The sequence below is a fragment of the Herbaspirillum sp. Her2 genome, assembly GCF_057961375.1.
In genome coordinates this window covers 1,602,929-1,628,601 of record NZ_CM176331.1, presented here as the reverse complement: position 1 = coordinate 1,628,601, position 25,673 = coordinate 1,602,929, and the positions used below count along the sequence as shown (strand labels likewise).

Genomic DNA, 25,673 nt, shown 5'->3' with positions numbered 1-25,673 from the left:
TGATTGTGATTGATCTCTTGCCGCCTATGCGCCACAGGCTGAGCGATGGCTTTATCTTCCCTGCTTTTCCTCCTGTGAAAGAGAGTGCATATGACCAGGGCCATCATCCGCCTCGACGATCCGACCTCGCATGGCGGCGTTGTCCAGCAAGGATTTGACAATGTGAAGCTGTACGGCAAGCCCATGGCCGGGGTGGGCCATCGCGGCTACTGTCCGAAATGCCGATGTGAATTCATCATCCTGCCAGGTGAAGAAAACTACGAATACCTGGGCCGACGGGTGGCCGTGGAAGGGATGAAAACTTCATGTGGTGCCCTGCTCATCGCGACCCAGCAGTTGGCCAGGATCGCGCCAACCAAAGACGACGAATGATCGCCACGAAAAAATGGCCCGCTCACCGGGATGAGCAGGCCATGTTCTGCGCGCGGCAGCAGGAAGGAACCCGCCCTGCCCCACGCGCTCTCGCCGGGCATCACGCTGCAGACATCACGCCGTCGCGATCTTCTTGAGTATCTCCTGCAGCTGGTCGATATCGTAGGGCTTGGGCAGCGCATGCGAGGCGAAGCCGACATTGCGCGCCACCATCGCGCCATAGCCAGAGGCGAAGATCACCGCCATTTCCGGGAAGCGCTCCAGCGCGCTCCTGGCCAGGTCCACGCCGGACATGCCGGGCAGATTGACGTCGGTGAAGAGCACATCGAAACTCTGCTCGCCCAGCGCCTGCTGCGCATCCTCCGCGCTGATCACGCCGCGTGCCTGGTGGCCCAGCGTTTCCAGCAATTCGCACACCAGTTGCTGGGAGTCGATGTTGTCTTCCACCACCAGCAGGCGCAGGCCGCTTGCTGACGCGGAGACGGATTCTGCCTCCGGCACCGTCACTACGCTGGCCCCGCTGCCTGCCTGGTCGAAATGCGCATCCTGACCGTCAGCCTGGCGATGGCTGCCGCCCACCGGAAGGACATGAAGCATGGCATTGGCGTCTGCACTGGCATTGGCCTGGTCGCGCTCGCGCGTCATCTGTGCCAGTTCGATGCGATGCGCCCGGCCCGACAGCATCTGCCGGATGCGCTGCGCCAGCTGGTTGATGCGATATGGTTTGGACAGCAGCTCCACGCCCGCATCCAGCCGCCCTTCATGGACGATGGCGTCGCGCGGATAGCCGGAGGTGAACAGGATCTCGATCTCCGGCAACAACTGCCGTGCCTGGCGCGCCAGTTCGGTCACCGGCACGCTACCGGGCATGACCACATCGGTGAACATCAGGTCGACCGGAATGCCGCTCTGCAGGATGGCCAGCGCGCGTTCGCCATTGTCCGCCTTGAGCACACGGTAGCCCAGCGAGGACAGGGTATCGATCACCGTCAGTTGCAGGTTGGGATCGTCTTCCACCACCAGGATGGTTTCGTCGCCGCCGCGCACTTCCATGTCGCGGTTGTCGTCGATCACCACTTCCTGATCGATGCAGCGCGGGAAGTAGATGCGGATCGTGGTGCCCTTGCCCGCTTCGCTGTGCAGGCTGATGTGGCCCTTGCTCTGCTTGACGAAACCGTAGGCCATGGACAGACCCAGACCCGTGCCCTCACCTTCGCGCTTGGTCGTGAAGAAGGGCTCGAAGGCACGCTCGCGGACCTCGGGCGACATGCCGGCCCCGTTGTCGGAGATCTGCAGTTCCACGTAATCGCCCGGCGGCAGGTCGGCCTGCGAGAGGAAGGCGGGATCGCTCAGTTGCACATTGTCGATCTGCAGCGTGAGCCGTCCGCCATTGGGCATCGCATCGCGCGAATTGATGGCGGTGTTGATGATGAGGTTCTCGACCTGATTGGGGTCGAGCATGGTATTCCACTGATCATGCGTGATGACGGTGGAGATTTCGATGTTCTCGCCCACGGCCCGGCGCAGCAGGTCATCCATGTTCAGCACCACGCGTTCCAGATTGATGCTGCGCGGCTGCAGCGGCTGGCGGCGGGCAAAGGCCAGCAACTGCGAAGACAGCTTGGCACCGCGATCGACCGCGCCAATGGCGATGCGCACGCGCTGGCGGCTGCGGTCATCCAGGCGCGGATCGGTCTGCAGCAACTGCAGGTTGCCGCCGATGATCTGCAGCACGTTGTTGAAGTCGTGCGCCACGCCGCCGGTCAGCTGCCCCACGGCTTCCATCTTCTGCATCTGGCGCAGCGCCGCCTCGGCGCGGCTGCGTTCAAGGATCTCCTCGACCACGCGCTGCTCCAGCGTGTCATTGAGTTCGCGCAGGGCGTCTTCGGCGCGACGCCGTTCGGTGATGTCGGTAGAGACCGCGATCATGGCCTGTGGCCTGCCCTCACCGTCGACGATGCGGCTGATGTCGCTGGAGACCCAGAACGCGCTGCCATCAGGACGCAGGTAGCGCTTTTCCAGCGTGAAGGAACTGCCGTCGGCAATGCAACGCTTGAACAGCGTCATGTTCATCGGCACGTCATCAGGATGGGTGACGTCGGCCAGGGTCATCTGCAGCATCTCGGCCTCGGTGCGGCCCAGCATGCGGCACAGCGCCTGGTTCACGCGCAGATAGCGGCCCTCCAGGTCCAGTTCGGAGAAGCACACCGAGGCCTGGTTGAAGATGGCGGTCAGGCGATTCTCGCTCCACGACAGCGCCTGCATGCCGCGCCGCCGTTCGGTCAGATCGATGAAGGTGCACAACGCACCTTGCAGCTCACCATCCTGCCAGACCGGATGGGCCTGGTATTGCACCGGGAAACTGCTGCCATCAACGCGCAGGAAATCTTCGCTCTCCACGTGCGTGGTCACGCCGTCACGGGCGGCCTTGAGCACGGCACATTCGCCGCGCGCGCCGCTGCCATCGTCGGCTGAGGTCAGGATCACCTGGTGGATCGAGCGGCCCAGCACATCCTTCTCGCCGGCATAGCCGAGCAATTTCAGGAAGGCCGCATTGCACAGCGTGACGATGCCCTCGCGGTCGATCGAGAAGAAGCCCTGGTGGGTGGAATCCAGCAGTTGGCGCACGAAGGCATTGTTGGCCCGCACGCTGGCTTCGGAAGCGGCTAGTGCCTGCTCCATCAGCTTGCGCGAGGTGACGTCGAACACCACCCCTACATAACGCGAACCGGCACGCGGATCGTCTTGCACCACCTCGCCTTTGCGCGCCAGCCAGCGCTGTTCGCCGTCGGGGCGGGTGATGTGGTATTCGGTATATTCCAGCGGATTGCGCGGACCGCCTTCCTTGATGCGCGAGGTGCCCAGGTTCGGGTGGAATTCTTCATCGATCATGTCCACCAGTTGCTGCGAGGTGACCTCGCCTTCGGCCGGCAGACCCCACAAGCGGCGGAATCGATCCGAGACCGCCAGCTTGCCGGAGACCGGGAACCATTCAAAGATGCCGATCCCGCCCGCGCGGTCGACGATGCGCAGGCGCTCTTCGGCCACGAAGCGTTCGGTGACGTCACTGCCCTCGATGAAGATCCCGGCCACCTGGCCATCGGCGCCCTTGATGGGCTGGAACACGAAATCCAGCACGGCCCCCTCGAAACCGGTCTCATGCGCGCGCCGCAGGAACAGGCGCGCACCGCGTTCGGTATAGGTCTGCCCGGTCTGGTAGACGCGGTCCAGCAATTCGTAGAGGTTTTCGTCCAGCAGCTCGGGCAGCGCTTCCCGCGCCGGCAGGCCCAACACCGGCCGGTCACCGAAGAGCTTGAAGTAGGCCCCATTGACGCGTTCGAATACGTGCTGCGGACCGCGCACCACGGCCTTGAAACTGGGCGACTGCTCCATCAGGTCGCGCAGCATGTCGGTGTGCGCCAGCGCGGCATCCAGACCGGTAGAGCGCACCAGCGTGCAGAGCACGCCGGCCACTTGCGCGGGCTGATCATCGGCCGCGTCTTCCCACACCGGCACGCAAGTCAGGTCCCATTGATCGGGTGTGCCCGCTGCTGCCGCGGTATCGGCAAACAGCGATACCCGGCCCAGTTGCTGTTGCTGGCCCTTGAAGGCCGCACCGATCGCCGCTTCGCAGAGGCGCGCGGCACCCCGCCACAGCGCGGACTCGCTCAGGCGCGCACCGAAGGCCGCCGGATGGGCCGTACCGATACAGGCCGCGAAGGCATCGTTGTAAAGCATCTGGCGTGCTGTGCCCCAGACCAGCAGACTCGGCAGGGGTGAATGCAGTGCGATGTTGAGAGAGGTGCGCAGGGTCGGCGACCATTGCGCCGGCGCACCCAGGGGACTTGTGGTCCAGTCGGTTGCCGTGACGATCTGCGCGGCCAGGCCTGTGCCGCGCAACCAAGAAATGTCTGCCATGTCGTGAAACTTACCTTTAAGCCTAGCTTTGAGCACCGAGGTCGGTCTCGCGAGAGACGAGGCTTGCGCCGTCATGCTCCCGCGGGTCCCTTCATTGTTGTTCGCATCCGCTTGGAGCAGGCCCGTGAAGACGGGCGCAAGCACCCGGCGCGCCTGCTGCGTGCCGCCGATGATTATACGGGAAGCCGGTGCCGCTTCCGGGGCCGCTCTCAGCCCACGGAAAAACATCCACCGGCCGCAACGGCGCATGGCACAGGCATCTGCGCAGTCTTCCTGTTTTCCTACATGAAATTGCGCCGCGCACCTACGCGCAACCCTCCCGCAGGACGGCGCGCGAAGGGAATATTCAACTGATGCAATTGGCGCAAGGCGCGCTCAGCTGTCGGGCTGGCTTTTCTTTTTCAACGCCCGCTCCTCACGCAGCAGGCGGTTGAGTTCGGCCAGTTCCTGTACCGCTTCCTGGGTCAGGATCACGGGCTCGTTGGGCCGGTAGGCACGGCCGCCGAGACGGCCGTTCATGCCGATGTAAGCCCGCGCACAGCGCCGCCGGTAGGCGAGGATATCTTCCTCGCCGTGCAGTGGCTGTCCGGCGGTGTCCTGCGCCGGTTCGGGGTAAGCCGGCATCGCCAGTGGTTCGGGCTCGGCATCCGCCGCGGCGTGGCCCTGCGAGGCGATATGGTTGCGGTAGGCCGTCCAGTCGCCTTGGGCAATGGCGATCAGCGGATCATAAGGATGGGTGGAATCAGACTTGTCCATGAGGCTACCCTGCTCAAAGATCCGGCGCTGACCACTTGCGCCGGGCTGGTTGCAACGTCAGCTTGTCCTGTGCGGCATCGCGAAGGACCTGCGCATGCAGGCGCTCGCGCTGCCACTGATCGACCAATCGTGTCGTCTGGCCGACACTGCGATCGATTTTTTCCCTGTGTTTCATCGACAGCATGGGGTGTTCGCTCCCTGATGGTTCACCGGCTGCCCTGCTGCCTCCCGCTTCCGATGACAATTCATTTTAGCCGCGTCCGCCCAAACTGGAAGAGGCTGATGCAGCCGTTGTCCACGAATTGTCACTGCAAAAGTGCTCACAGCGCAGGACCGGAATTTTCTTTTCCCATGTGGCATCAATCGGATCCGATCATCCTGCAGGAAGACCGACCTTGCCGCGTTGTTTCTGCGAGTTTTGAGGATCTTAGAACCTCGCACGGATGAGTCCTATCGGACTGCGCCCGATTGATTTGTAGGACAAAGTGGAAGAACCCCCTTGACGGCGATACTGCCCGGATCGACACTTGTCGCGCGGTGGAATTAAATGTTGTTCAGCCTGCACGCAACTTTGCGATGACGCCTATAATTGGGATTTCCCGAAGCCAAGAATGCGCATCATTTGCCATCGCAGCCACTGGTCATGAGCCAGCATCTGCCGGACGTGAGACCGGGGTCTCCCGGATGCCCTTGCTTTCGCCCCCCCACCTTGCCGACGCGCGCGCATCGGCAGTTCGACGTCCTGCAGTGCAGGCATCGAGAAAGTAGTGAATGAGCAATCCGTATCACGCAAGCCGCCGGCGACCGGTCGACCTGAGCAATTGTGATCAGGAGCCGATCCACATCCCCGGATCCATCCAGAATCATGGTGCCCTCCTGTGCTTTACGCCCGAGGGCAAGCTTGCCACGCGCAGCGCCAATGCCGCTGCCTTGCTGGGCGACTTGCCGGAGGTGGGACAGCCCCTGGAGGAGGCCCATCTCAACGCTGCGGCCCGCGCCGTGATCCAGGCGGCACTGGAAGACCGCCATGGCTACGTCGACTCGCGCATGATCACGCTGGCCTCCGGTGCCTTCGACCTGGTCACGCACAAATCCGAAGGCGTGCTCATCGCCGAATTTGAACAGCGTCCCGCCGATGCCCTGTCGCTGGAGTCGTTCGCCCTGGCCGCGCATCAGGCCATCCAGCGCATCCAGCGCCAGCCCGGCGTGGAAGACCTGCTGACGCTGGCGGTCGACGAGATCGCCCGCATCACCGGCTTCGACCGCGTGATGGCCTATCGCTTCCTGCATGACGACAGCGGCGAAGTGATCGCCGAGCACAAGCGCGAGGACCTCGAACCTTTCCTCGGCCAGCGTTATCCGGCCAGCGACATCCCGGCGCAGGCACGCCGCCTGTACGTCATCAATCCGATCCGCCTGATCGCCGATGTGACAGCCTCCACCGTGGCGCTGGAACCGGATCACAATCCGCTCACCGGCCGTCCGCTGGACCTCAGCCACAGCATGCTGCGCAGCGTCTCGCCGGTGCACATCGAATACCTCAGCAACATGGGCGTGGGTGCCTCCATGAGCCTGTCGATCGTGATCGGCGAACGCCTGTGGGGCCTGATCGCCTGCCATCACATGAGCGCGCACCTGGTGCCGCATGCGGTGCGCATGTCATGCCAGCTGCTCTCGCAATTCGTGAGTGCCCTGGTGGAACGCAATCTCAACGGCGAGCGCGCCCGTGCGCTGGAGTACAGCGCCGACCTGCGCCGCAAGATCGTGGCCCAGGTCACCGACCGGGAAGACATCGTGCTGGCCCTGGCGGCTGACCATGAGGGCTTCCTGCGTCTGATGAATGCGCACGGTGGCGCCATCTCCATGGAGCGCAAGACCCAGGTCTTCGGCAAGGCTCCCTCGCGCGAAGGCGTCAACGCGCTCATCAACTGGCTCAACGAAAACGAGCCGGGCGACTTCTTCTCCACCAGTGCGCTGGGGGCCGATGTGCCGGCACTCAAGGCGGCGCTGGGCGATATCTGCGGCGTGCTGGCCGTGCGTTTCTATCGCGAACAGGATGGCTACGCCTTCTGGTTCCGCACCGAGCAGGTGGAAGACGTCCGCTGGGGCGGCAATCCGGAAAAGAAATACAGCATCGGTCCGCTCGGTCCGCGTCTGACTCCGCGCGGCTCCTTCGCGGTCTGGAAGGAAACGGTACGCGGCAAGAGCCTGCCGTGGGCCAAGACCGAAACCGAAATCGCCAACCAGTTGCGAATGGACTTCCAGGAAGTGGCGCTGTCCAACGAAAACATGGTCAAGCGCGCCCGCGAAACCCTGCTGGCGACGCTGGGCCATGACCTGCGCGATCCGCTGCAGGCCATCATGATGGCCGCGCGCATGATCGAGGTGCGCGAGCATTCGCCATCCAGCTCCAACCTGAGCAAGCGCATCTCGTCCTCGTCAAGCCGCATGCATCGCCTGATCTCCCAGGTGCTCGACATCAGCCGCCTGCAAAGCGGCATGGGGCTGGACATCCAGCGCCGTCCGGTGGATGTGCGCAAGATGGTCACCGAGATCGTCAACGAAGCGCGCATGGCCTACCCCGACAACGAGATCATCCTCGAAGCGGAAGACTGCGGCGAAATCGAACTCGATGGCGACCGCATCAGCCAGGTGGTCTCCAACCTGCTGTCGAACACCCGCCATCATGGCGAGATCGGTACGCCCTCGACCCTGATCGTGTTCCGCCGCGACGACGTACTGACGCTCTCGGTCTCCAACCACGGTCCGGCCATCCCGATGGCGGTGCGCGAGCACATGTTCAAGCCCTACAAGAAGGAATCCATGGGCAATCAGCGCAATGCGCGCGGACTGGGACTGGGCCTGTACATCGTCAGCGAGATCGTCAACGGCCACGGCGGCAAGATCGACCTCAACTGCGATCACCACATCATCACCTTCACCGTCACCTTGCCCATCCTGCCGGCCTGAACCGGCTGGATGGCGCATCAAGGCCAGTCCCGCTCCTGCTCCGGCAGTGCGCCGGAGAGGACGCGGTGCCGGGCAAGCAGGTCTTCCACCCACTGCGACTGCGCCCGCGCATGGCGCTCGATCACCTGCAAGCCCTTGTGCAGGTTGGCGGCATCCGTCCCGCCTTGCAGCAGGTAATCGGTCCAGCCGAGGATGGCATTGAGCGGCGGGCGCAGTTCCTGTGACAGCGTCCGCAGGAAGGCATCGCGTGCGCTGCGCAGGCGCTCGATCTCGGCCTGCGCCGCCTGCACCTCAGCCAGCAGCGCGTCGCGCTCGGCCTGCAGCTGGCGCAGCCGCTCATCATTCTGCCCGGCATCACCGGCCTGCCGCTGCTGCGCCAGCACGCGCTGCACGCATTGCGGCAAGTGGTCGAGGTAATCGCTGGTCTTGGGCAGTACATCGGCTACACCAGCCCGCAAGGCTTCGATGATGCGCATTTCATCCGACATGCCCGAGACCATGATGGCCGGGATCCCCATGCCCGCAGCCCGCAGGCTGCGGAAGAAATCCAGGCCACTGTCCAGCGCCTGCAGGTTGTAGTCCACGATCAGCAGGTCGGGCCGATCCTGTTGCACGGCCGCCTGGGCGGACTCGGCATCGGCCACGGCGGTGACACGGTATCCCTGCTTCCTGAGCACACGGCCGGCCAGAGCCAGCAGGCCTTCGTCATCCTCCAGTACCAGCACATGGACGGTCGCACCGCTCATCGGGAATCGCTCTCCCGCACCGGCGCGCCCGGCGGCGGCAGCTTGACCACCTGCAGGAAGAAGCCCAGCCGCCGCACCGCTTCGATGAAGTCGTCGTATTCCACCGGCTTGGTGATGTAGACATTGCAGCCCACTTCATAGCAATGGGCGATCTCGCGCGGATCGTCGGTCGTGGTCAGCATGATCACCGGAACGGCTGCCGTGGCCGCGTCCTGCTTCATTCGCCGCAGCACCTCTACGCCATTCACGCGTGGCATGTTAACGTCCAGCAGCACCACCACCTGCTGCAGGTCGGTCCGCCCCAGCTCGCCCCCGAAAAAATGGTCCAGCGCTTCCTGCCCGTCGCGCAGGCGCTGGAAGCCGTTGACCAGCCCGGCGCGCCGCAGGTTCTTCTCGACCAGCACGGCATGGCCGTCGTCGTCTTCGACCAGGATGATGTTGACGCTCTGCTCTGTGGCCATCTCGTTCCCCCTTGTCCGTTGTTGATCCCTGTTTTGTCCGATACGGTTCGAATGCCTTCAGAACACCGGCGGGCGGGCCGGCAGGGCGACGTAGAAACAGCTGCCCTGCCCTTCGACCGATTCCACCCAGATGCGGCCGCCGTGCCGCTCCACCACCCGCTTGACCAGTGCCAGGCCGATGCCTTCCCCCTTGGCGGCGTTGCCGTGCAGGCGCTGGAAAGCGATGAACATCTTGTCCATGTAGGCGGCGGGAATGCCGAGCCCGTTGTCGCGCACGAAATAGGTCACCAGACTGGGTGCCGCCACCACGCTGTCGGCCTGCGGCACGTGACCGATGGTGATGTGGCCCGGACGGCCCGGATCAAGATAGTTGACGGCATTGCCCACCAGGTTGCCGAGCACCTGCTCTACCGAGGTCGGATCGCCATAGGCCGGCGGCAGGTCCGCTTCGATCTCGACCCGGGCGGATTTGGCGCGGATGCTGCCGCTCATGGCGGCGACGATGCGGGTAACGATGGCATGCATGTCCAGCATGACTGGCTGGTATTCAACACGGCCAGCACGGGACAGTCGCAACATGGCGTCAATAATCCCGGCCGAGCGTGTCACGGCATTCTGGATGAAGCGCAGCGATGTATGGATGTCCTCTTCGACAAGCGTGCGCAGGCGTTGCCGGTCCGGTTCGGGCAGGGCCAGGCGATCCACCTCGTCCAGCAGATCCCGGGTGGCATGGGTGATCTCCTTGCTGAAGCCCTGCAGGTTCACCAGCGGCGAGCGCAGGTCATGCGAGACGCTGTAGATGAACATCTCATTGTCCTGGGTCTGCTGGCGCAGGTCGGTGTTGACGTCGGCCAGTTCGCGCGCGCGCTGCTCCAGTTCCTCGCGGTAACCCTGGCCCTGGCGCGCGGCTTCGGCCAGGCGCTCGCTGCTGCGATGCAGGGCATCGTCGAGCAGGGATATCTCATCATGGCCACCTACCCGCGCCGCCAGCGGCTGGCCATCGGCCAGGCGGCGGGCATTGCCGGTGAGCACGCCGATGCGGGTGCTGATATTGCGCGTAAACGCCAGCGAGGCCAGTGCGGCCGTCACGATGGAAACCAGCACCGCCAAGATCAGCAGCCAGGTCTGCGAGCGGCGTGCCGCCTGCAGGCGCTCGCTGCGTTCGGCACCCAGACGCCGCTCTTCGGCCACGAAGTTGTCGAGCAGATTGAGGAAGGTGGAGAGCCGGTGTGCGCCCTGTTCGTCGCGCAACTGGCGGATCAGGTCGTCGCGCTGGCCGCGCATGAGGCGCTCGCGGGCACCGTCGTCCCAGCTGCGGTAACTGGCAATGGACTCATGCACCGTGCGTACCGCCGCGCTTTGCGACGCGTTGTCGGCAACCAGACGCGCAAGCTCGCCGGTCTTGACCTCGATGTCGGCCCACAGGTCGCCCCGGCTCAGGGTGTCAGGCAGGTCCAACAGAACCGCATTGCGCACGCGCACTGCCTCCAGCAGCATCGGCTCCCGCAGTTCGGCGGCCTTGTTCATCACCTGCAGGGAATGCGAGGCCCAGCCCTCGGCATCCCCGGCATCGGCCTGGACCTTGAACAGCGCTCCCAGCAGCAGCACTTCAAACAGGCTTGGGATGGCAACGATCAGCAAGCCCTTGGTCAGCAATCTCATGTGCATTCGCCCGCTTCATGATCATTCTTACGGTGCAAAGCCACCGGTCCAGCGCTGCCACCACTCGCTGCCCGGCGAATGCCAGGCTGCATCGGACGGCATCGGGCTTGACCTGCAGTGCGCCCCCTTCGGCGTTTCCTTGTTGTTCTGTCCTGCGCACGTCCCGGTTTGCTTGCGGACCATGGGTCACGTTGATCCGGCCCCGCAGGCGTGCGTTTCTGGTAATCAATTGTTACGCACGATTATAAACTCACAATATGCCCGCACGTGTGCGCGATGGCAAGCGTCAATGCAAAAGCCCGGCAGGACACTGCCGGGCTCGGATGAAACGAGGCTATTCGGCGCCTGGGCCGTGGAGCCCTGCGCCCCTACGCATTGACGGGCTGCGGCTGGGAAAGCGGATCAAAGTCGGTCCAGTCGCCCGCGCGGATGTTGCCCTCGGCGCGTTCCAGATCGCTGCCGTCCACGCCTTGCAGCAGGCGGATGACCTGCAGGCATTGTGGTTCGTCCTCCACGGCGACTGCTACCAGCATCCCTGCCAGACGCCGCGGCGGCGTGACCTCATCGGTCGCGGCCAGGCTGCCGACCAAGCCACCGAGATGGCCGCCGACCAGACCGCCCAAGGCGGGGCCGAGCGGGCCCGTCACTGGGGCGGTGGCCAGACCGGCAGCCGCTCCCGCACCGGCGCCCGCTGCAACACCGACGGCGGCACCGCGGTCGGTATCTTCGGCACCGGGTGATTTGTCGCGATCGCCGCCGACCGCAAAGCGGTCATGCTGGCCCGCCGGGTTGACGAAAAAACTGCTGATCCGGTCTCGTGCAAAGCCGGCCTCTTCCAGCACCGAGACCGCATGCGTGGCGTCTTCCTGCAAATCGAAACGGGCGGCGATGATGGTGCTCATGGTCTCTCCTGCGCAAGGGCGGGCAGCGCGGCTCAATCGTTCTGATCGGACCAGGCGCTGCGATAACGGCGAATCAGGGCGTTGGTGGAACTGTCATGGTGCAGCGGTTCAGCAGGATCGAGCAACTGGCGCGCGGTACGTTTGGCCAACTGCTTGCCCAGCTCGACGCCCCACTGATCGAAGGAATCGATGTTCCAGATCACGCCCTGAGTAAAGACGCTGTGCTCGTACAAGGCCACCAGCGTGCCCAGGCTGTGGGGCGTGAGCCGCTCCACCAGCATGCTGTTGCTGGGACGGTTGCCAGGGAAGACGCGATGCGGCGTCAAGGATTCCGGCGTGCCCTCTTCCCGCACCCGCTGCGCATTCTTGCCGAAGGCCAGTGCCTCAGCCTGGGCAAACATGTTGGCCATCAGCAGCGCATGGTGGTCGCCAAGCGCTTCCACCGGCTGGCAGAAGCCGATGAAATCACAGGGAATCATCTGCGTGCCCTGGTGCAGCAACTGGTAGAAGGAATGTTGGCCGTTGATGCCGTTGTCGCCCCAGTAAACCGGCGAGGTCTGGTAGTCCACGGCATCGCCCTGCAGGTTCACCTGCTTGCCGTTGCTCTCCATGGTCAGCTGCTGCAGGTAGGCTGGCAGGCGCTTCAGGTACTGGCTGTAAGGCAGCACCGCCTGACTCGTGGCACCGAAGAAATTGGTGTACCAGACGGTGAGCATGCCGAGGATGGCCGGCACGTTGGCTTCCAGCGGGGCGGTACGGAAATGTTCATCCATGGCATGGAAGCCGGCCAGCATCTCGCGGAAATGTTCAGGCCCGATGGCGATCATGGTGGACAGGCCGATGGCACTGGTCATCGAATAGCGGCCGCCGACCCAATCCCAGAAACCGAACATGTTCTGCGGATCGATACCGAAGCGGCTGGCCTCCTCGATGTTGGTCGTCACCGCGACGAAATGACGGGCCACCGCCGCTTCCTCGCCCAACTGCCGCACCAGCCAGTCGCTCGCCGCGCGCGCATTGGTGGTGGTTTCGAGCGTGGTGAAGGTTTTGGAACAAACGATGAAGAGCGTCTCCTCGGCAGGCAGGTGGCGCACCGTTTCCAGCAGCGCGGCACCGTCCACGTCCGAGAGGAAGTGAAGAGACAGGTCCGGTTGCGCATAGGGTCGCAATGCCTCGTACGCCATCATCGGGCCTAAGTCGGAGCCGCCAATGCCGATGTTGACGACATGGCGAATGCGACGGCCGGTGTGGCCTGTCCATGCACCGCTGCGGACCTGTTCGGCGAAGGCCTCCATGCGGGAAAGCACCTCTTGCACCGATGCGATCACGTCCTCGCCTTCGACCACCAGGCGTGCGTCGGCAGGCATGCGCAGGGCCGTGTGCAAGACCGAGCGCTGCTCGGTGGCATTGATGCGGTCACCGCGGAACATGGCCTCGATGCGATCCTGCAGGTCGCACTGGCGGGCCAGGTTCATCAGGAGAGTCATGGTCTCGGTGGTGACCAGGTTTTTGGAATAGTCGAGATAGACACCGGCGGCTTCGGCCACCAGTTTTTCACCGCGTTTGTCATCGGCAGCGAAGAGACGCTCCAGCCGGAAATGGCGGGCGCTGTATTGATGGTGTTCCTGCAGGGCGATCCAGGCGCTCTTCTCGGTCAGCGACTGGCGCTGGCCATAGGTGAACAGCGGCAGCTGCAGATCGGCGGCGGGCAACTTGGTCATGCGCAAACTCCTTGTACAACATGGCGGGGCCGGCGGAGATGCCGGTATCGCATCATGGTAGTGGCCGGAGACGAATGCACGACATCGGACGGCGGAACATTTCCATGTAGGAAAAGAGGAAGTCATGCGTGACGACGCACACAAGCACAGCGCCATCCGTGAAACTCAGAGCCCCCGAACAATCGGTTGTTCGGGGGGCTCTTCACGCTACGGCTCAATTCACACGCAACGCCAGCAATTCCACCGGCAAGCTGCCCAGAATGTCAGCCACCACAATGCTGCCGCCGCGTTCGCCATCAGGCATGGCGCACTCCTCCAGCTCACCCTGGCCACTGGTGAGCACGCTGCGCCAACGGCGCATGCCGCCGCCAGCATGCGACAGGACCTGCGGAATGGCGATGCGCGTATCGCCCCACGACTCGGCGGAGACCAGCGGCAAGGCCTCTTCGCGGCGTCCCTCGAAGGACAGCAGATGACCGGCCAGGCGCGTGCAGATCACCAATGTTGCCTCAAGCGCGTGCTCGCCCCCTTCCTGCACCGGCAATAGCCGGGCAAAGGCGATCACGTGCCGCGCCAGCTTGCCGTGGGTGGTCAACGGAACATAAGCACCCTGCGCAAACAGGAGCGCATGATCGCGCCGGTACTGCAGCACCGCGTGAATCAATTGCTGCTTGGCGCTGCCGCTCTGCCAGTCGCGCAGCGATACCGGGCGGCTGACGGCATCGGCCAGACGCCGTTCACGCAAGGCGAAATCCACCGGACGACGATTGTCGGGATCGACCATGCTCAAATCCCACAACTCGCTGCCCTGGTAGAAATCCGGTACGCCCGGCGAGGTCAGCTTGAGCATCGTCTGCGACAGGCTGTTGACCGTGCCCAACGGTGCCAGCCGGCGCACGAAATCTTCCAGCTCGGTGAGGAAAGGATGATGGCGCGGATCGAGTCCCGGATCACACAGCAGCGCGCGCGTAAAGCGCCCGCAGGCCGCCTCGTAGTCAGTCTGCGGCACCACCCAGTCGCTGCGGCGCTTGGCTTCGCGCAAGGCCTTGCGTTGCCAGGCGATCACGCGCTCGGCCAGTTCGCCCAGTGCACTGAGGTCATCGTCACCGGCACGCATGCCGTCGGGCCAGGCACCGACCAATGTCTGGTACAGCATGCATTCATCGACTGCATCGATGCCGCCCTGCTGGCCCGCCGTCGCCGCCACGATGGGCGCGTTCAATTGGTGCCAGTGACGCAGCACCGTGGACCATTCCTCGGCAATTTCGGAGAGCGCGGCCAGCCGCATGCGGGCATCCTCCCCGCGCTTGTGATCGTGGGTGCCGGTGGCCAGCAGGCTGCCCGGCGTCTGCTCGGCGCGTCTGGCCGCGAGCCGGTGGAAGTGCGACACCGACAGTGACAGATGGGCCGGCTCGGCACCGACTTCATTGCGCGAGAGCAGTCGGCCAAAGCGATAGAAGGCCGTGTCCTCCATCGACTTGGCCGTCAGCGGTGGCGTCAGTTGCTGGAATCGCGCCATGGCACGCAGCTGCAGGGCGCGGCGATGCGCATCGCGGCTATCCAGCAACAGGTCCCCGCCCAGCCAGCCTTCCACCACATGCAGCGTGGCATGGTCGGCCGCATGCAGCGTGGACTCGGCCTTCTGCACGGTAGCGGCCAGCAGCTCGCGCTCCCCGGCCGGCATGCCCTGCTCGTTGGCGTAGGTACGGTAGACCGGGAAATGCACCAGCAGCTCGGCCACTGCACGGCGGATGGACATGAGCGTCAGGTCGCGCGTCTGCGTGACGCTGCGCGCCAGCTGGTGCAGGCACAGCGTCAGGGCATTGAATTCCGCAGCAAAATTGCGCACCAGGAAGCTGCGCCGCGCCTCCTGCACGATGGTAGGGAAATGGCACAGCTCGCCCGGACCGTGGCTCTGCAGCTGATCGGCTGTCACCGGCAATTCGCCGACGATGTCGCGCCAGAGTTCGTCCAGCACAGGCTCGCCTTCGCCATCGTGCAGCACCGCTGCGCATTGGTCCATGAACTCGTAACCGGTGGTGCCGTCGAGTTGCCAACCGGGTGGCAGGCTTTCGTCGCCGGCCAGAATCTTCTCGGCGATCAGATAGGGTTCGTGACCGGCGCGCAGCGATCGCAGGCGCTCACGCAGACGCAGGCAATAGGTAGCAGGATCGGTCAGGCCATCGATATGGTCCAGCCGCAAGCCATCGATGATGCCCTCGGCATAAAGCCGGAAGATCTCTGCATGCATGGCCTCGAAGACGTCTTCGCGCTCCACGCGCATGCCCACCAGTTCGCTCACTTCGAAGAAGCGCCGCCAGTTGATCTCATCGGCGGCATTGCGCCAGTACGCCAGACGATAGTGCTGACGCTCCAGCAATTGATGCATGGCACTGCGGCCATGCGGCTGGCTGGCCGAGAACGCAGCGAGCGCGGCATCGATGTCTGCCAACGCCTCGGAATCGGCGGCCAGGGCGCGCAATTGCGCGCGGGCGGAATCGGCGCGGCCATCCTTGCCCTCCTGCGCGGGATCGATGGCGGCAAAGGCAGCGATCACATCCTTGAGTCGCGCACTGCCTGCCGTCTCCAGTACGGCGGCGTAATCCGCGGGCGTCAGCGGGAACACATTGTCGTGATGCGCAATCTGCAGCTCGCCGTGGTCGGCGTCAAAGCGCAACACCAGCTCGCCCGCCTCCAGCGCTTCCGCGTAGGGTTGTCCCAGGAAAGGCAGCAGGACCTTGCCGCTCAGGGCCGGATCGGGGCTGTCCCAATGGATGTCGAACCATTCGGCGTGGCGGCTGTGGCGGCCCCAGCGCAGCACGTCCTGCCACCACGCATTGTGATGGCCCACGGCCATGTGGTTGGGCACGATGTCGACCACGATGCCCATGCCCTGTGCGTGCAAGCGCTGGTGCAACTGGCGCAGTCCGGCTTCGCCCCCCAGTTCGGGATTGATGCGGGTGGCATCCACCACATCATAGCCATGGGTGGAACCGGGGCGCGCCACCAGAATGGGAGAAAGATAGAAGTGGCTGATGCCCAGGCGGTGGTAGTAGTCCACCGTCGCGGCCGCCTGCTCGAAACGGAAATCACGGTGCAGCTGCAGCCGCGCGGTGGCGCGCGGGATGCTGCTGTGCGCCGCAGGGTCTGGCGATACGGAAGGGGCTGGCATCAAATCTCCTTGGCGGTGCCGCCGCGCACGCGGCGCAGGCGCTCCAGCCTGGCCTTGGCGGCGTAGGCGGAAAACAGTTGCGGCGTGTCTTCCGGCAAGCGGCGACGCCAGTTGGGGTGGGGCTCGGTCATGCCGGGCAGATTGGGTTGCTGGGTCAGGCCGAGGATGTCTTCCACCGGCACCACGGCCAGCGAGGCAGGCGTGGCGGCGACGTAATCCAGTGCGGCATCGACCACCATGGCACAGTCGTCCAGCGCAACGGGCAAGGCGGACTCTTCGTCGCCTTCCTTGAGGGCCGGCGCAGCTTCGGGCAACGGACCGCTCGCGCAGCCCTGCTGCACCAGTCCTTGCCAGAGCTGGCTGCGCTCTTCGCGGCGCTGCTCACGCGCGGCCGGCAAGCCGTCCTCCAGTTGGCCGAGACGCTCGCGCCAAGCCAGATCAGCACCGGACCACCAACCGGCCACCGTCGGCAGATCGTGCGTGGTCGTCACGGCAATGGCCTGGCGCGACCAGTCCGAGGGCGGCAGGAAACTCGTCTTCTCACGCTGGAACCAAAGCACGCGAATACCCGAGACACCCGCCTCATCCAGCACGGAATCGAAGCCGGGCGGCACGGTGCCCAGGTCCTCGCCGATGACAATGGTCCGATAGCGCCAGGACTCCAGCGCGATCAGGCGCAGCATGTCCTGCTGGGGGAAGGATACATAGGCCCCGGCATCGGCCTCTCTCCCCTGCGGCACCAGCCACAGGCGGTTCAAGCCGAGCACGTGGTCGATGCGGACCCCACCGCCCTGCGCGAAGGTCGCGCGCAGCATGGACAGGTAAGCACGATAGCCGGTGCGGCGCAGGGCCAGTGGCGAAAACGCGCCCAGCCCCCAGTTCTGGCCCTGCGGGGCCAGGCGATCCGGTGGCGCGCCGACGGTCAGGCCGGCGGCGATCTCGTCCTGATGGCTCCAGGCCTGGCTGCCGCCATTGTCGGCACCGACGGCCAGATCGGCGATGAGACCGATGGCCATGCCCGCCACCCGAGCGCTGTGCTGGGCCTCTGCCAGCTGGCGTGCCGCCTGCCATTGCAGGAACAGGTGAAAATCAATCTCGCCCGCATGCTCGGCCGCAAAGGCTTGCATCTCGGGGGTATCGGGATGGCGGCCAGCCTCGCCCCATTGCCGCCAGTCGCAGCAACCGGCAACACCCTGGCTACTCAGGTGGTGGCTGTAGGCTTCAAACAAGGCATGGGCGCGCAGTGCGGCACCGCCTTCGAGCTGAAAGGCGGCGAAGGCGGCCTGCTGCGTGGCATCGCCGGCATGTTCAGTGCGGAACAGCGCATGAAGCCGGCGCAGCAGCGTCATGCGATGCGCACCGGCGCGCGCCCAGTCGATCAGGTTGGATTGTTGCAGGCGTTCATGCGCGGCGATCATTTCCGAGCCGCCCTCGGCCAGCACCTGGGCCTGGGCATCCGCACCGAGAATGCCGGCCGGATCGATCAGAAACGGATTGAGGAACAGACGGCTGGACGGCGAATACGGGCTGCTGCGGCCGGGATCGGCCGCAAACATGGCATGCACCGGCGACATCGCCAGCGCGGCGGCACCATAGCGCGCGGCCATCGGTGCCAGTTCGGCCAGCGCGCCGAAGTGGCCGATGCCGCCGTCGCCATAGACCTTGCGCGCCTCCTTGAGGCTGTCGCTGCGCAAGCCATAGACCTGCGCAGCCAGCGCCCAGCCGCGCTCGCGGCCCTGCTCGGCCAGTGCATCGGCAATGGTGTAGCAACGCGGCGGTGCGATGGCCAGCGTCAGTATGTGACCTGCCACCAGCAGGCGGTGATAGCCGGGGACATCGATGGGCGGCAAGGTTGGCGGCGCGTTCAGATCGGAGGAGATCAGCAGGGTCAGGCGGGCGCCGTTGTCCAGCTCCACGCGGCAGGACAGTCCATGCAAGCGCGAATGCGCAGGCAGTGCAACCGGCTGATGCTGTACGCCCGTCAACAGCGGAGGCAGGTAGCCTACCGCGTGCTCGCGGTCGAGCTGCGCCAGGCTGTCACGGCAGTCGCTGGCCGTAGCGCAGGGCAGGCCCAGCGCTTCCAGGATGGCCTGCAAAGCCTCATCGGCCACGACCTGCGGCTGGTCGTAAGCGTCGATCCAGTGGACCGCAATGCCGGCACGTTCTGCCAAACGATATAAATCGTTTTCAGACGAGGACGAATTCACCGGGGCAATGAGTTCGGGGGCCGCTGACGCAGCCGGCTGGCGCAGGGCGGCGTTCATGCTGCGCTCCCGGCCTCGGCGGCGGCCGGAGGTTCGCGCAGTGCCAGGATGGCATGGCCCGGGAAGCTGCCGGCGGCCAGCGCCTCCAGTGCGCCGCCACTGTCGAAGAGCACGTCGGCTCCGGCCGGCCGGGCCAGATCGTCCAGGGCTTCCTGCAGCGGCGCTTCGTCGAGATTGACCGTGATGTTGAGGACGCTGCCATTGGCCAGTTGCCAGCGCGCATGCACGGCCTTGGGACCGATGGCGCGCGCCTCCAGCGACTTGGCTCCACGCAGGTAGGGCACGATGTGCAGCTTGCGGATGTGCAGCAGTTCGGCGACGCGCCGCAGGCAAGCCGCCGAACCGGGTGCCGGACCGGGCTCCGGAATGGAGGACACGAAGGTGGCAAAACTGTTGGGATCCGGAATCTGCTCCAGCAGCTTGGGATCGGCAAATTGCGGGAAGCGCGCGAACTCGCGTCGGCGCCCTTCCCGCACTGCCTTCACCAGTTCCTCGTCGCGATGGCTGGTGAAATACAGGAAAGGCTGCACCGCGCAGAATTCCTCGCCCATGAACAGCATCGGCACCTGCGGTGCCAGCAGGATCAGGGCCTGTGCGGCGTGCAAGGCCAGCGGATGGGCCAGCACGGTCAGGCGCTCACCGAAGGCGCGATTGCCGATCTGGTCGTGGTTCTGCAGGAAATTGACGAAGGCCGTGGGCGGCAGGTCCGCACTGGGCTCGCCACGCGGCTCACCGGAATACGGCGAAACCTCGCCCTGATAGACGAAGCCCTGTTGCAGGCAGCGCGCCAGTTTCTCGGCGGGGGCCTCGGCATAGGCGCTGTAGTAGCCGCTGCCCTCGCCGGTCAGCAGCACGTGCAGGACGTGATGGGCGTCATCATTCCACTGCGCATCGTAGACATGGCTGGAGCGCTCGCGCACCTGGCCGATCTCGGCCACTTCCGCCTCGGCCTCGACGGCAGCGGTATAGCCCAGCAGATGCGCGGCGTTGCCGTCATGCTCCAGCACCAGATGCACATGGCGTTCATTGCCGATCTCGGCACGGACGCGCTGGCCCAGCGCCACCAGCCAATCGGGCTCGCAGATGGCGTGCACGGCATCCAGGCGCAGGCCGTCGAAACGATATTCCTGCAGCCAGTACAGCGCGTTCTGGGTAAAGAAGTCCGCCACTTCCGGCCGGCGGAAATCGATGGTCGCACCCCACAGGGTATTCATGTCATGACGGAAGAAATCCGGCGCATAGCTGTGCAGGTAGTTGCCATCCGGCCCGAAATGGTTGTAGACCACGTCGAGGAAGACCATCATGCCCAGTCCGTGCGCGGTATCGATCAGCGCCTTGAGCTGGTCCGGCGTGCCATAGCTGGCATCGGGCGCGAACGGCAGCACGCCGTCATAGCCCCAGTTGTGGGCCCCGGGGAATTCGGCCACCGGCATCAGTTCGATGGCGGTGATGCCCAGCTCGGCCAGTTCGGCCAGGCGCTGCTGGATGCCGGCAAAGCCGCCCATTGCGCCCGGGTGCAATTCGTACAGCACGGTCTCTTCCCACGGACGGCCCTGCCAGTTAGTGTGCTGCCAGAGGAAGGCTTCCGGATCGACCACCACGCTGGGATCGAAGACATCGCCGGCCTGGCCGCGCGAGGCCGGGTCCGGTGCGCTCACTTCGCCCTGCTCGCGGGTCTGGAACACATAGCGATACAGGGTGCCCGGATCACACTCGGTCTCGAGCACGTACCACGCCGGGGAGGCCGCATCCTCGGCGCTCATGGGCAGGCGGCCACGGCCGGTGATGTCCACCGCGACCGCGTCGGCACCGGGTGCCCAGACGCGGAAGCGCACCTGGCCGGGCGCGGTGACCTGCGCGCCGAACGGCAGCTTCACGGAAAAGCGGGCACTCATGCGCGTTCTCCCCATTCGTTGCGTTTGATCCATTCATTGGCGGCCAGCGGATAGATGGCCGAAGACAGATGCAGGGGCCGGTTGGCAAACACCTGCAGGGTGTGCGCCTGGACCTGCACGGAGGCGCTGCCGTCGACCTTGACCTGGCCGCCCTCGCCTTCCGGCATGCCGGTCGGCTGGGCGCAGTCGAGCAGCAGGAAGTACTCGCCCTCGGTGCGCGGGAAGCTGAATTCGATGGGCTCGTGACCGGCATTGACGAAGATCATCAGCACATCCGGCGGCACTTCCTGCGCCTCGCCCGGCCCGTCCGCGCCCACGTTGGCGGCGTCGTACAAGCGTGAGCTCAGCTGTTTATGGGGCTCCAACCGCTTGCCCGCCAGTTGCAGGGTAATGGCGCGCGCCACCGGGTTGTTCCAGTCTTCGCTGGTGACCGGTTGCGCCGATTCATCGAACCAGGCCACATCCGGCAAGCCATCGGCCACCATCTGGTTGCCATGCAGGAAGTAACTCGCACGCAGGACGTCGAAGTCGCGCCGGATCGCGGTCACGCGGCCGACGAAGGCGGTCAGCGCTGCACCCTCTGGCGAGCGGGCCTGTTCCCAGTTGATCCAGGAAATGTCGTTGTCCTGGCAATAGGCATTGTTGTTGCCGCCCTGGCTGCGATTGAACTCGTCACCGGCCAGCAGCATCGGCGTGCCCTGCGCCAGCAGCGTAGAGGCCAGCATGGAGCGCTGCACACAGGCGCGGGTGGCCTGGATGGCGGGATCATCGGTCTCGCCTTCAGCGCCCCAGTTGTAGCTCGCGTTGTCATTGTGGCCGTCGTTGTTGTTCTCGCCATTGGCGTCGTTGTGCTTGCCGTTGTAGCTGACCAGATCGCGCAGCGTGAAACCATCGTGCGAAGCGATGAAGTTGACCGTCGCCCAAGGCTTGCGGCGATTGTGCTCGAACAGTTCGGCCGAGCCCATCATGCGCTGGGCAAAGCCGCCGCGCATGGATTCGTCGCCCTTCCAGAACTTGCGCATGTCGTCGCGGAATTTGTCATTCCACTCGCCGAAGCGCGCCGGATGATTGCCGAGCTGGTAGCCGCCGGGGCCGATATCCCAAGGTTCGGAGATCAGCTTGAGCTTGGACAGGACCGGGTCCTGCAACAGCGCATCGAAGAAGCCCGAACCCGGATCGAAGCCATGCGGCTCGCGTCCCAAGGTGGAACCCAGATCGAAACGGAAGCCGTCGATATGGAAGGACTGCGCCCAGTAGCGCAGCGAATCCATCACCATCTGCAATACACGTGGATGCGACAGATTGAGCGTATTACCGCAGCCGGTATCGTTGATGTGATAGCGCTCCTGCCCCGGCAGCAGACGGAAGTAACTGGCGTTGTCGAGGCCACGGAAAGACAGCGTGGGTCCGAGTTCGCTGCCGCAGCTGGTGTGGTTGTACACCACGTCGAGAATCACCTCGATCCCGGCGCTGTGCAGGCGGCGCACGGCCATGCGCAATTCGTTGGGATCGCCCATGGACATGTAGGACGGCTCCGGGGCGAAATACGACAGCGTGCTGTAGCCCCAGTAGTTGGAGAGGCCGCGTTCGATCAGGAAGCTGTCCTGCAGGAAGGCGTGCACCGGCATCAGTTCCAGGGTGGTGACACCCAGGCGCAGCAGGTGATCGATGAAGGCCGGATCGGACAAGGCGGCGAAGGTGCCGCGCTCATGCGGCAGCAGATCATCGCGCATCTTGGAAATGCCCTTGACGTGGGCCTCGTAGATCACCGTCTTGTTCCACGGCACCTGCGGCAGGCGATCGTGTTCCCACACGAAGGCATCATCGGTGACCATGGCCTTGGGCATGGCGGCGGCACTGTCGCGACGATCGAAGGACAGGTCGGCACGTGCCGAGTGCAGGCGATAGCCATAGAGCGCATCGGTCCAGCGCACCTGGCCGACCAGGCGCTTGGCGTACGGATCCAGCAGCAGCTTGTTGGGATTGAAGCGATGGCCCTTGGTCGGCTCGTAAGGACCGTGGGCACGGAAACCATAGACCAGGCCGGGCGCGGCACCGGGCAGGTAGCCGTGCCACACTTCATCGGTACATTCGGGCAGCGTGATGCGCTTGAGTTCGCGCTTGCCGGAGGGGTCGAACAGGCAGAGGTCCATGCGGGTGGCATTGGCCGAGAACACCGCAAAATTGACCCCCAGGCCGTCGGAGGTGGCACCGAGGGGGTAAGGCAAGCCTGGCATCAGGCGATCAGGAAAGGCGACGCTCATTATCAGGACTCTCTACGCAGGATCAGGGTGGATAGCGGGGGCAGGTTCAGTTCGATGGAAGTCGGCTGGCCATGCCAGCCGAAATCCTGCACTTGCACCTGGCCCATGTTGCCGCTGTTGCTGCCGCCATAGACCGCGGCATCGGTATTGAGCACTTCGCGCCAGACGCCATGATGGCCGGGCGCAATCGGTGGCACGCCGATACGGTAATGGGTGCGCGGTACCGGGGTCAGGTTGACCACGATCAGCACTGGCGGACCGTCATCGGCATAGCGGAAATACGCCAGCACGCTGTTGACGCTGTCGTCGCCCACCGCCCAGGAGAAACCGTCGGCGCGGCAGTCGCGCTGGTGCAAGGCGGGCTCGCTGCGATACAGATGGTTCAGGTCGCTGACCAGCTGGCGCAACTGGCGATGGCCGGCAGGATGGTCGCCGTGTTCGTTGAGCAGGTGCCAGTAGGGCGACTTGTCGTGGTCGAACTCGTCAGGCTGGCCGAACTCGCTGCCCATGAACAGCAGCTTCTTGCCGGGATGCGTCCACATGAATCCGTAATACGCACGGACGTTGGCGAAGCGGCGCCATTCGTCGCCGGGCATCTTGTTGAGCAGCGCGCGCTTGCCATGGACCACCTCATCGTGCGATATCGGCAAGATGAAGTTTTCCGAGAATCCATATAGCAAACCGAATGTCATGTCGTGATGGTGATAGCGACGGAACAGCGGGTCATGCTGCATGTAGCGCAGGGTGTCGTTCATCCAGCCCATGTTCCACTTGTAGCTGAAACCCAGGCCGTGATGGTCGGCCTCGTTGCTGACCTCGGAGGTCACGCCGGGCCAGGAGGTCGATTCCTCGGCGATCATCAGCACACCGGGGCAGCGCTGCGCCACCACGGTATTGAGTTCACGCAGGAAGGCCACGGCCTCCAGGTTCTCGCGGCCGCCGTGGATGTTGGGCACCCATTCGCCGGACTTGCGGCTGTAGTCGCGATACAGCATTGAGGCCACCGCATCCACACGCAGGCCGTCAACGTGGAAGTGTTCTATCCATTCCAGGGCGCTGGCGATCAGGAAGCCGCGCACTTCATTGCGGCCGAGGTTGAAGATCAGCGTATTCCAGTCCTGATGGAAACCTTCGCGCGGATCAGCGTGCTCATACAGCGCGGTACCGTCGAATTGCGCCAGACCATGCTGGTCGCTGGGGAAATGCGCCGGCACCCAATCCAGCAACACGCCGATACCGGCCTGGTGGCAACGGTCGACGAAGGCCGCAAAGCGCTCCGGTTTGCCGAAGCGGGCACTGGGGGCAAACATGCTGATGGGCTGGTAGCCCCAGGAACCGCCGAAGGGGTGTTCCATCACCGGCATCAGTTCGATATGGGTGAAGCCCATGCCGACCACATAGGGGATCAGCTCATCGGCCAGCTCATCCCAACTGAGGTTGCGGTGCGCCTGTTCGGGGATACGCCGCCACGACGCAGGATGCAGCTCATAGATGGACATCGGTGCCGACAGCGACTGGCGCTGTGCACGCTCGGCCATCCACTGCTGGTCTTGCCACAGGTAAGGACGGGCATCCGCCACGACCGAGGCGGTGGCCGGCGGGGGTTCGGTAGCGCGCGCGACGGGGTCGGCCTTGAGCGGCAGCAAGGTACCATCGCGGCCCAGGATTTCGTACTTGTAGACATCGCCGGGGCCGATGCGCGGGATGAACAGTTCCCACACGCCGGATTCATGGCGCAGGCGCATGACGTGGCGGCGGCCGTCCCACTGGTTGAAGTCGCCGACCACCGAGACACGCTCGGCATTCGGTGCCCACACCGCGAAACGCGTGCCGGGCACGCCGTCGATGTCCATCGGACGTGCGCCCAGACAATCAGCCAGCTGGCGATGCCGGCCTTCGCGCAACAGGTGCAGGTCGAGCTCGCCGAGCAGGAGGCCGAAGGCATAGGGGTCTTCCGTGCTTTGTACGCTGCGGCTGCCGTCCGGGATTAGCCAATCCACTTCAAATACATACGGCACTTGATGGCGACGCTGGTCGAGACCAGTGGCCACGCCGCTGAAGAAACCGCTGGGCTGGCCATGCAGCTCGAACTGCTGCAACTCACCCAGCAGCGCGCCGCTGTGCCGGCATCGCACACGTACCGCCGCGGCCCCGGGATGGAAGGCGCGGATGGCAGAAACGCCACTGGACTGGCTGGCATAGCGCGGGCCGAGCAAGCCGAAGGGCTGTGTCAGGCGACCGGCCAGCAAGGCTTCGAGCAGGCCCTGCTCTTCAAGGGAAAGGGACAAGGCGGTTTGTTCCGGGAATTCAGGGGGATGAGAGGAATGAGAAGAAGACGGCGGCTGCGCCGAAGCGGAACCGGGGGCGGCCGAGCTGGCGTCGGAAGTCTCTTCCTGGGGCGTCGTGGACGCCCTATATGCCGTGACAGACATGCCGGACATGCACACTCCTGTTGTTGTTATCGGGGTTGATCGAAACATCGCAAAACAGCGGAATCAAAACAGCGGAATCAAAAACCGGCGCGCTGAGGGCGGCGCGCCGGCAAACACTCTCCCTGCCCGGTCCATGCG

At 64.6% G+C, this 25,673-nt stretch carries 15 protein-coding genes; 2 read left to right on the top strand and 13 right to left on the bottom strand.

Going from position 1 to position 25,673, the window contains the following annotated elements:
• Positions 1–90: 90 nt before the first annotated feature.
• Positions 91–372, top strand: coding sequence for a PAAR domain-containing protein (locus ACWHXP_RS07420; RefSeq protein WP_134136447.1), 282 nt, complete (start codon positions 91–93; stop codon positions 370–372).
• 114 nt (positions 373–486) lie between these two features.
• On the opposite strand, the gene ACWHXP_RS07415 is transcribed toward ACWHXP_RS07420, so the two are convergent.
• The 3 genes from ACWHXP_RS07415 to ACWHXP_RS07405 all read right to left on the bottom strand — a co-directional run bounded on the left by ACWHXP_RS07415 (position 487) and on the right by ACWHXP_RS07405 (position 5,230).
• A complete protein-coding gene (locus ACWHXP_RS07415) occupies positions 487–4,290 on the bottom strand; it encodes a hybrid sensor histidine kinase/response regulator (RefSeq protein WP_489634126.1) in 3,804 nt (1,267 codons plus the stop codon).
• A gap of 375 nt (positions 4,291–4,665) precedes the next feature.
• Positions 4,666–5,046 carry a hypothetical protein gene (locus ACWHXP_RS07410; protein ID WP_039787088.1) on the bottom strand — a complete coding sequence of 127 codons (381 nt, stop codon included), beginning with the start codon at positions 5,044–5,046 and terminating at the stop codon, positions 4,666–4,668.
• 13 nt (positions 5,047–5,059) lie between these two features.
• Entirely contained in the window at positions 5,060–5,230 is a 171-nt protein-coding gene (locus ACWHXP_RS07405; RefSeq protein WP_157845750.1) for a hypothetical protein, read from the bottom strand.
• 587 nt (positions 5,231–5,817) lie between these two features.
• Here ACWHXP_RS07405 and ACWHXP_RS07400 point away from each other — a divergent pair.
• Positions 5,818–8,016 (top strand): ATP-binding protein, encoded by a 2,199-nt coding sequence (locus ACWHXP_RS07400; RefSeq protein ID WP_204726463.1) that lies wholly within the window; start codon positions 5,818–5,820, stop codon positions 8,014–8,016.
• A 17-nt stretch (positions 8,017–8,033) separates the two neighbouring features.
• Here ACWHXP_RS07400 and ACWHXP_RS07395 read toward each other — a convergent pair whose 3' ends face one another.
• From ACWHXP_RS07395 to glgB, 10 genes are all read right to left on the bottom strand, one after another.
• Positions 8,034–8,762 carry a response regulator gene (locus ACWHXP_RS07395; RefSeq protein ID WP_489622950.1) on the bottom strand — a complete coding sequence of 243 codons (729 nt, stop codon included), beginning with the start codon at positions 8,760–8,762 and terminating at the stop codon, positions 8,034–8,036.
• Entirely contained in the window at positions 8,759–9,223 is a 465-nt protein-coding gene (locus ACWHXP_RS07390) for a response regulator (RefSeq protein ID WP_489622951.1), read from the bottom strand. The genes ACWHXP_RS07395 and ACWHXP_RS07390 overlap by 4 nt, the downstream gene beginning before the upstream one ends.
• Positions 9,224–9,280: 57 nt before the next feature.
• Positions 9,281–10,885, bottom strand: a complete 1,605-nt coding sequence (locus tag ACWHXP_RS07385; protein WP_489634127.1) for a sensor histidine kinase — start codon at positions 10,883–10,885, stop codon at positions 9,281–9,283.
• Positions 10,886–11,253: 368 nt separating this feature from the next.
• Complete coding sequence (locus ACWHXP_RS07380) at positions 11,254–11,787, bottom strand: hypothetical protein (protein WP_489622953.1); 534 nt, start codon at positions 11,785–11,787, stop codon at positions 11,254–11,256.
• Between the two features lie 32 nt (positions 11,788–11,819).
• The gene (pgi, locus tag ACWHXP_RS07375) at positions 11,820–13,508 is read right to left on the bottom strand and encodes a glucose-6-phosphate isomerase (protein ID WP_489634128.1); all 1,689 of its coding nucleotides are present in this window, start codon (positions 13,506–13,508) and stop codon (positions 11,820–11,822) included.
• 214 nt (positions 13,509–13,722) lie between these two features.
• The gene (treY, locus tag ACWHXP_RS07370) at positions 13,723–16,680 is read right to left on the bottom strand and encodes a malto-oligosyltrehalose synthase (protein WP_489634129.1); all 2,958 of its coding nucleotides are present in this window, start codon (positions 16,678–16,680) and stop codon (positions 13,723–13,725) included.
• Positions 16,680–18,944: a 4-alpha-glucanotransferase gene (malQ, locus tag ACWHXP_RS07365; RefSeq protein WP_489634130.1), complete on the bottom strand. Its 2,265-nt coding sequence runs from the start codon at positions 18,942–18,944 to the stop codon at positions 16,680–16,682. Before malQ ends, treY begins: the two co-directional genes overlap by 1 nt.
• Entirely contained in the window at positions 18,941–20,839 is a 1,899-nt protein-coding gene (gene treZ, locus ACWHXP_RS07360) for a malto-oligosyltrehalose trehalohydrolase (RefSeq protein ID WP_489634131.1), read from the bottom strand. Before treZ ends, malQ begins: the two co-directional genes overlap by 4 nt.
• Positions 20,836–23,103: a glycogen debranching protein GlgX gene (gene glgX, locus ACWHXP_RS07355; protein WP_489634132.1), complete on the bottom strand. Its 2,268-nt coding sequence runs from the start codon at positions 23,101–23,103 to the stop codon at positions 20,836–20,838. Before glgX ends, treZ begins: the two co-directional genes overlap by 4 nt.
• A 2-nt stretch (positions 23,104–23,105) precedes the next feature.
• Positions 23,106–25,544: a 1,4-alpha-glucan branching protein GlgB gene (gene glgB, locus ACWHXP_RS07350; RefSeq protein WP_489634133.1), complete on the bottom strand. Its 2,439-nt coding sequence runs from the start codon at positions 25,542–25,544 to the stop codon at positions 23,106–23,108.
• Positions 25,545–25,673 lie beyond the last annotated feature (129 nt).

What these genes read in the sequence shown, in the direction of transcription:
- ACWHXP_RS07420 (WP_134136447.1), top strand. Translation starts at nt 91, where the DNA reads ATGACCAGGGCCATCATCCGCCTCGACGATCCGACCTCGCATGGCGGC.
- ACWHXP_RS07415 (WP_489634126.1), bottom strand. Translation starts at nt 4,290, where the DNA reads ATGGCAGACATTTCTTGGTTGCGCGGCACAGGCCTGGCCGCGCAGATC.
- ACWHXP_RS07410 (WP_039787088.1), bottom strand. Translation starts at nt 5,046, where the DNA reads ATGGACAAGTCTGATTCCACCCATCCTTATGATCCGCTGATCGCCATT.
- ACWHXP_RS07405 (WP_157845750.1), bottom strand. Translation starts at nt 5,230, where the DNA reads ATGCTGTCGATGAAACACAGGGAAAAAATCGATCGCAGTGTCGGCCAG.
- ACWHXP_RS07400 (WP_204726463.1), top strand. Translation starts at nt 5,818, where the DNA reads ATGAGCAATCCGTATCACGCAAGCCGCCGGCGACCGGTCGACCTGAGC.
- ACWHXP_RS07395 (WP_489622950.1), bottom strand. Translation starts at nt 8,762, where the DNA reads ATGAGCGGTGCGACCGTCCATGTGCTGGTACTGGAGGATGACGAAGGC.
- ACWHXP_RS07390 (WP_489622951.1), bottom strand. Translation starts at nt 9,223, where the DNA reads ATGGCCACAGAGCAGAGCGTCAACATCATCCTGGTCGAAGACGACGAC.
- ACWHXP_RS07385 (WP_489634127.1), bottom strand. Translation starts at nt 10,885, where the DNA reads ATGAGATTGCTGACCAAGGGCTTGCTGATCGTTGCCATCCCAAGCCTG.
- ACWHXP_RS07380 (WP_489622953.1), bottom strand. Translation starts at nt 11,787, where the DNA reads ATGAGCACCATCATCGCCGCCCGTTTCGATTTGCAGGAAGACGCCACG.
- pgi (WP_489634128.1), bottom strand. Translation starts at nt 13,508, where the DNA reads ATGACCAAGTTGCCCGCCGCCGATCTGCAGCTGCCGCTGTTCACCTAT.
- treY (WP_489634129.1), bottom strand. Translation starts at nt 16,680, where the DNA reads ATGCCAGCCCCTTCCGTATCGCCAGACCCTGCGGCGCACAGCAGCATC.
- malQ (WP_489634130.1), bottom strand. Translation starts at nt 18,944, where the DNA reads ATGAACGCCGCCCTGCGCCAGCCGGCTGCGTCAGCGGCCCCCGAACTC.
- treZ (WP_489634131.1), bottom strand. Translation starts at nt 20,839, where the DNA reads ATGAGTGCCCGCTTTTCCGTGAAGCTGCCGTTCGGCGCGCAGGTCACC.
- glgX (WP_489634132.1), bottom strand. Translation starts at nt 23,103, where the DNA reads ATGAGCGTCGCCTTTCCTGATCGCCTGATGCCAGGCTTGCCTTACCCC.
- glgB (WP_489634133.1), bottom strand. Translation starts at nt 25,544, where the DNA reads ATGTCCGGCATGTCTGTCACGGCATATAGGGCGTCCACGACGCCCCAG.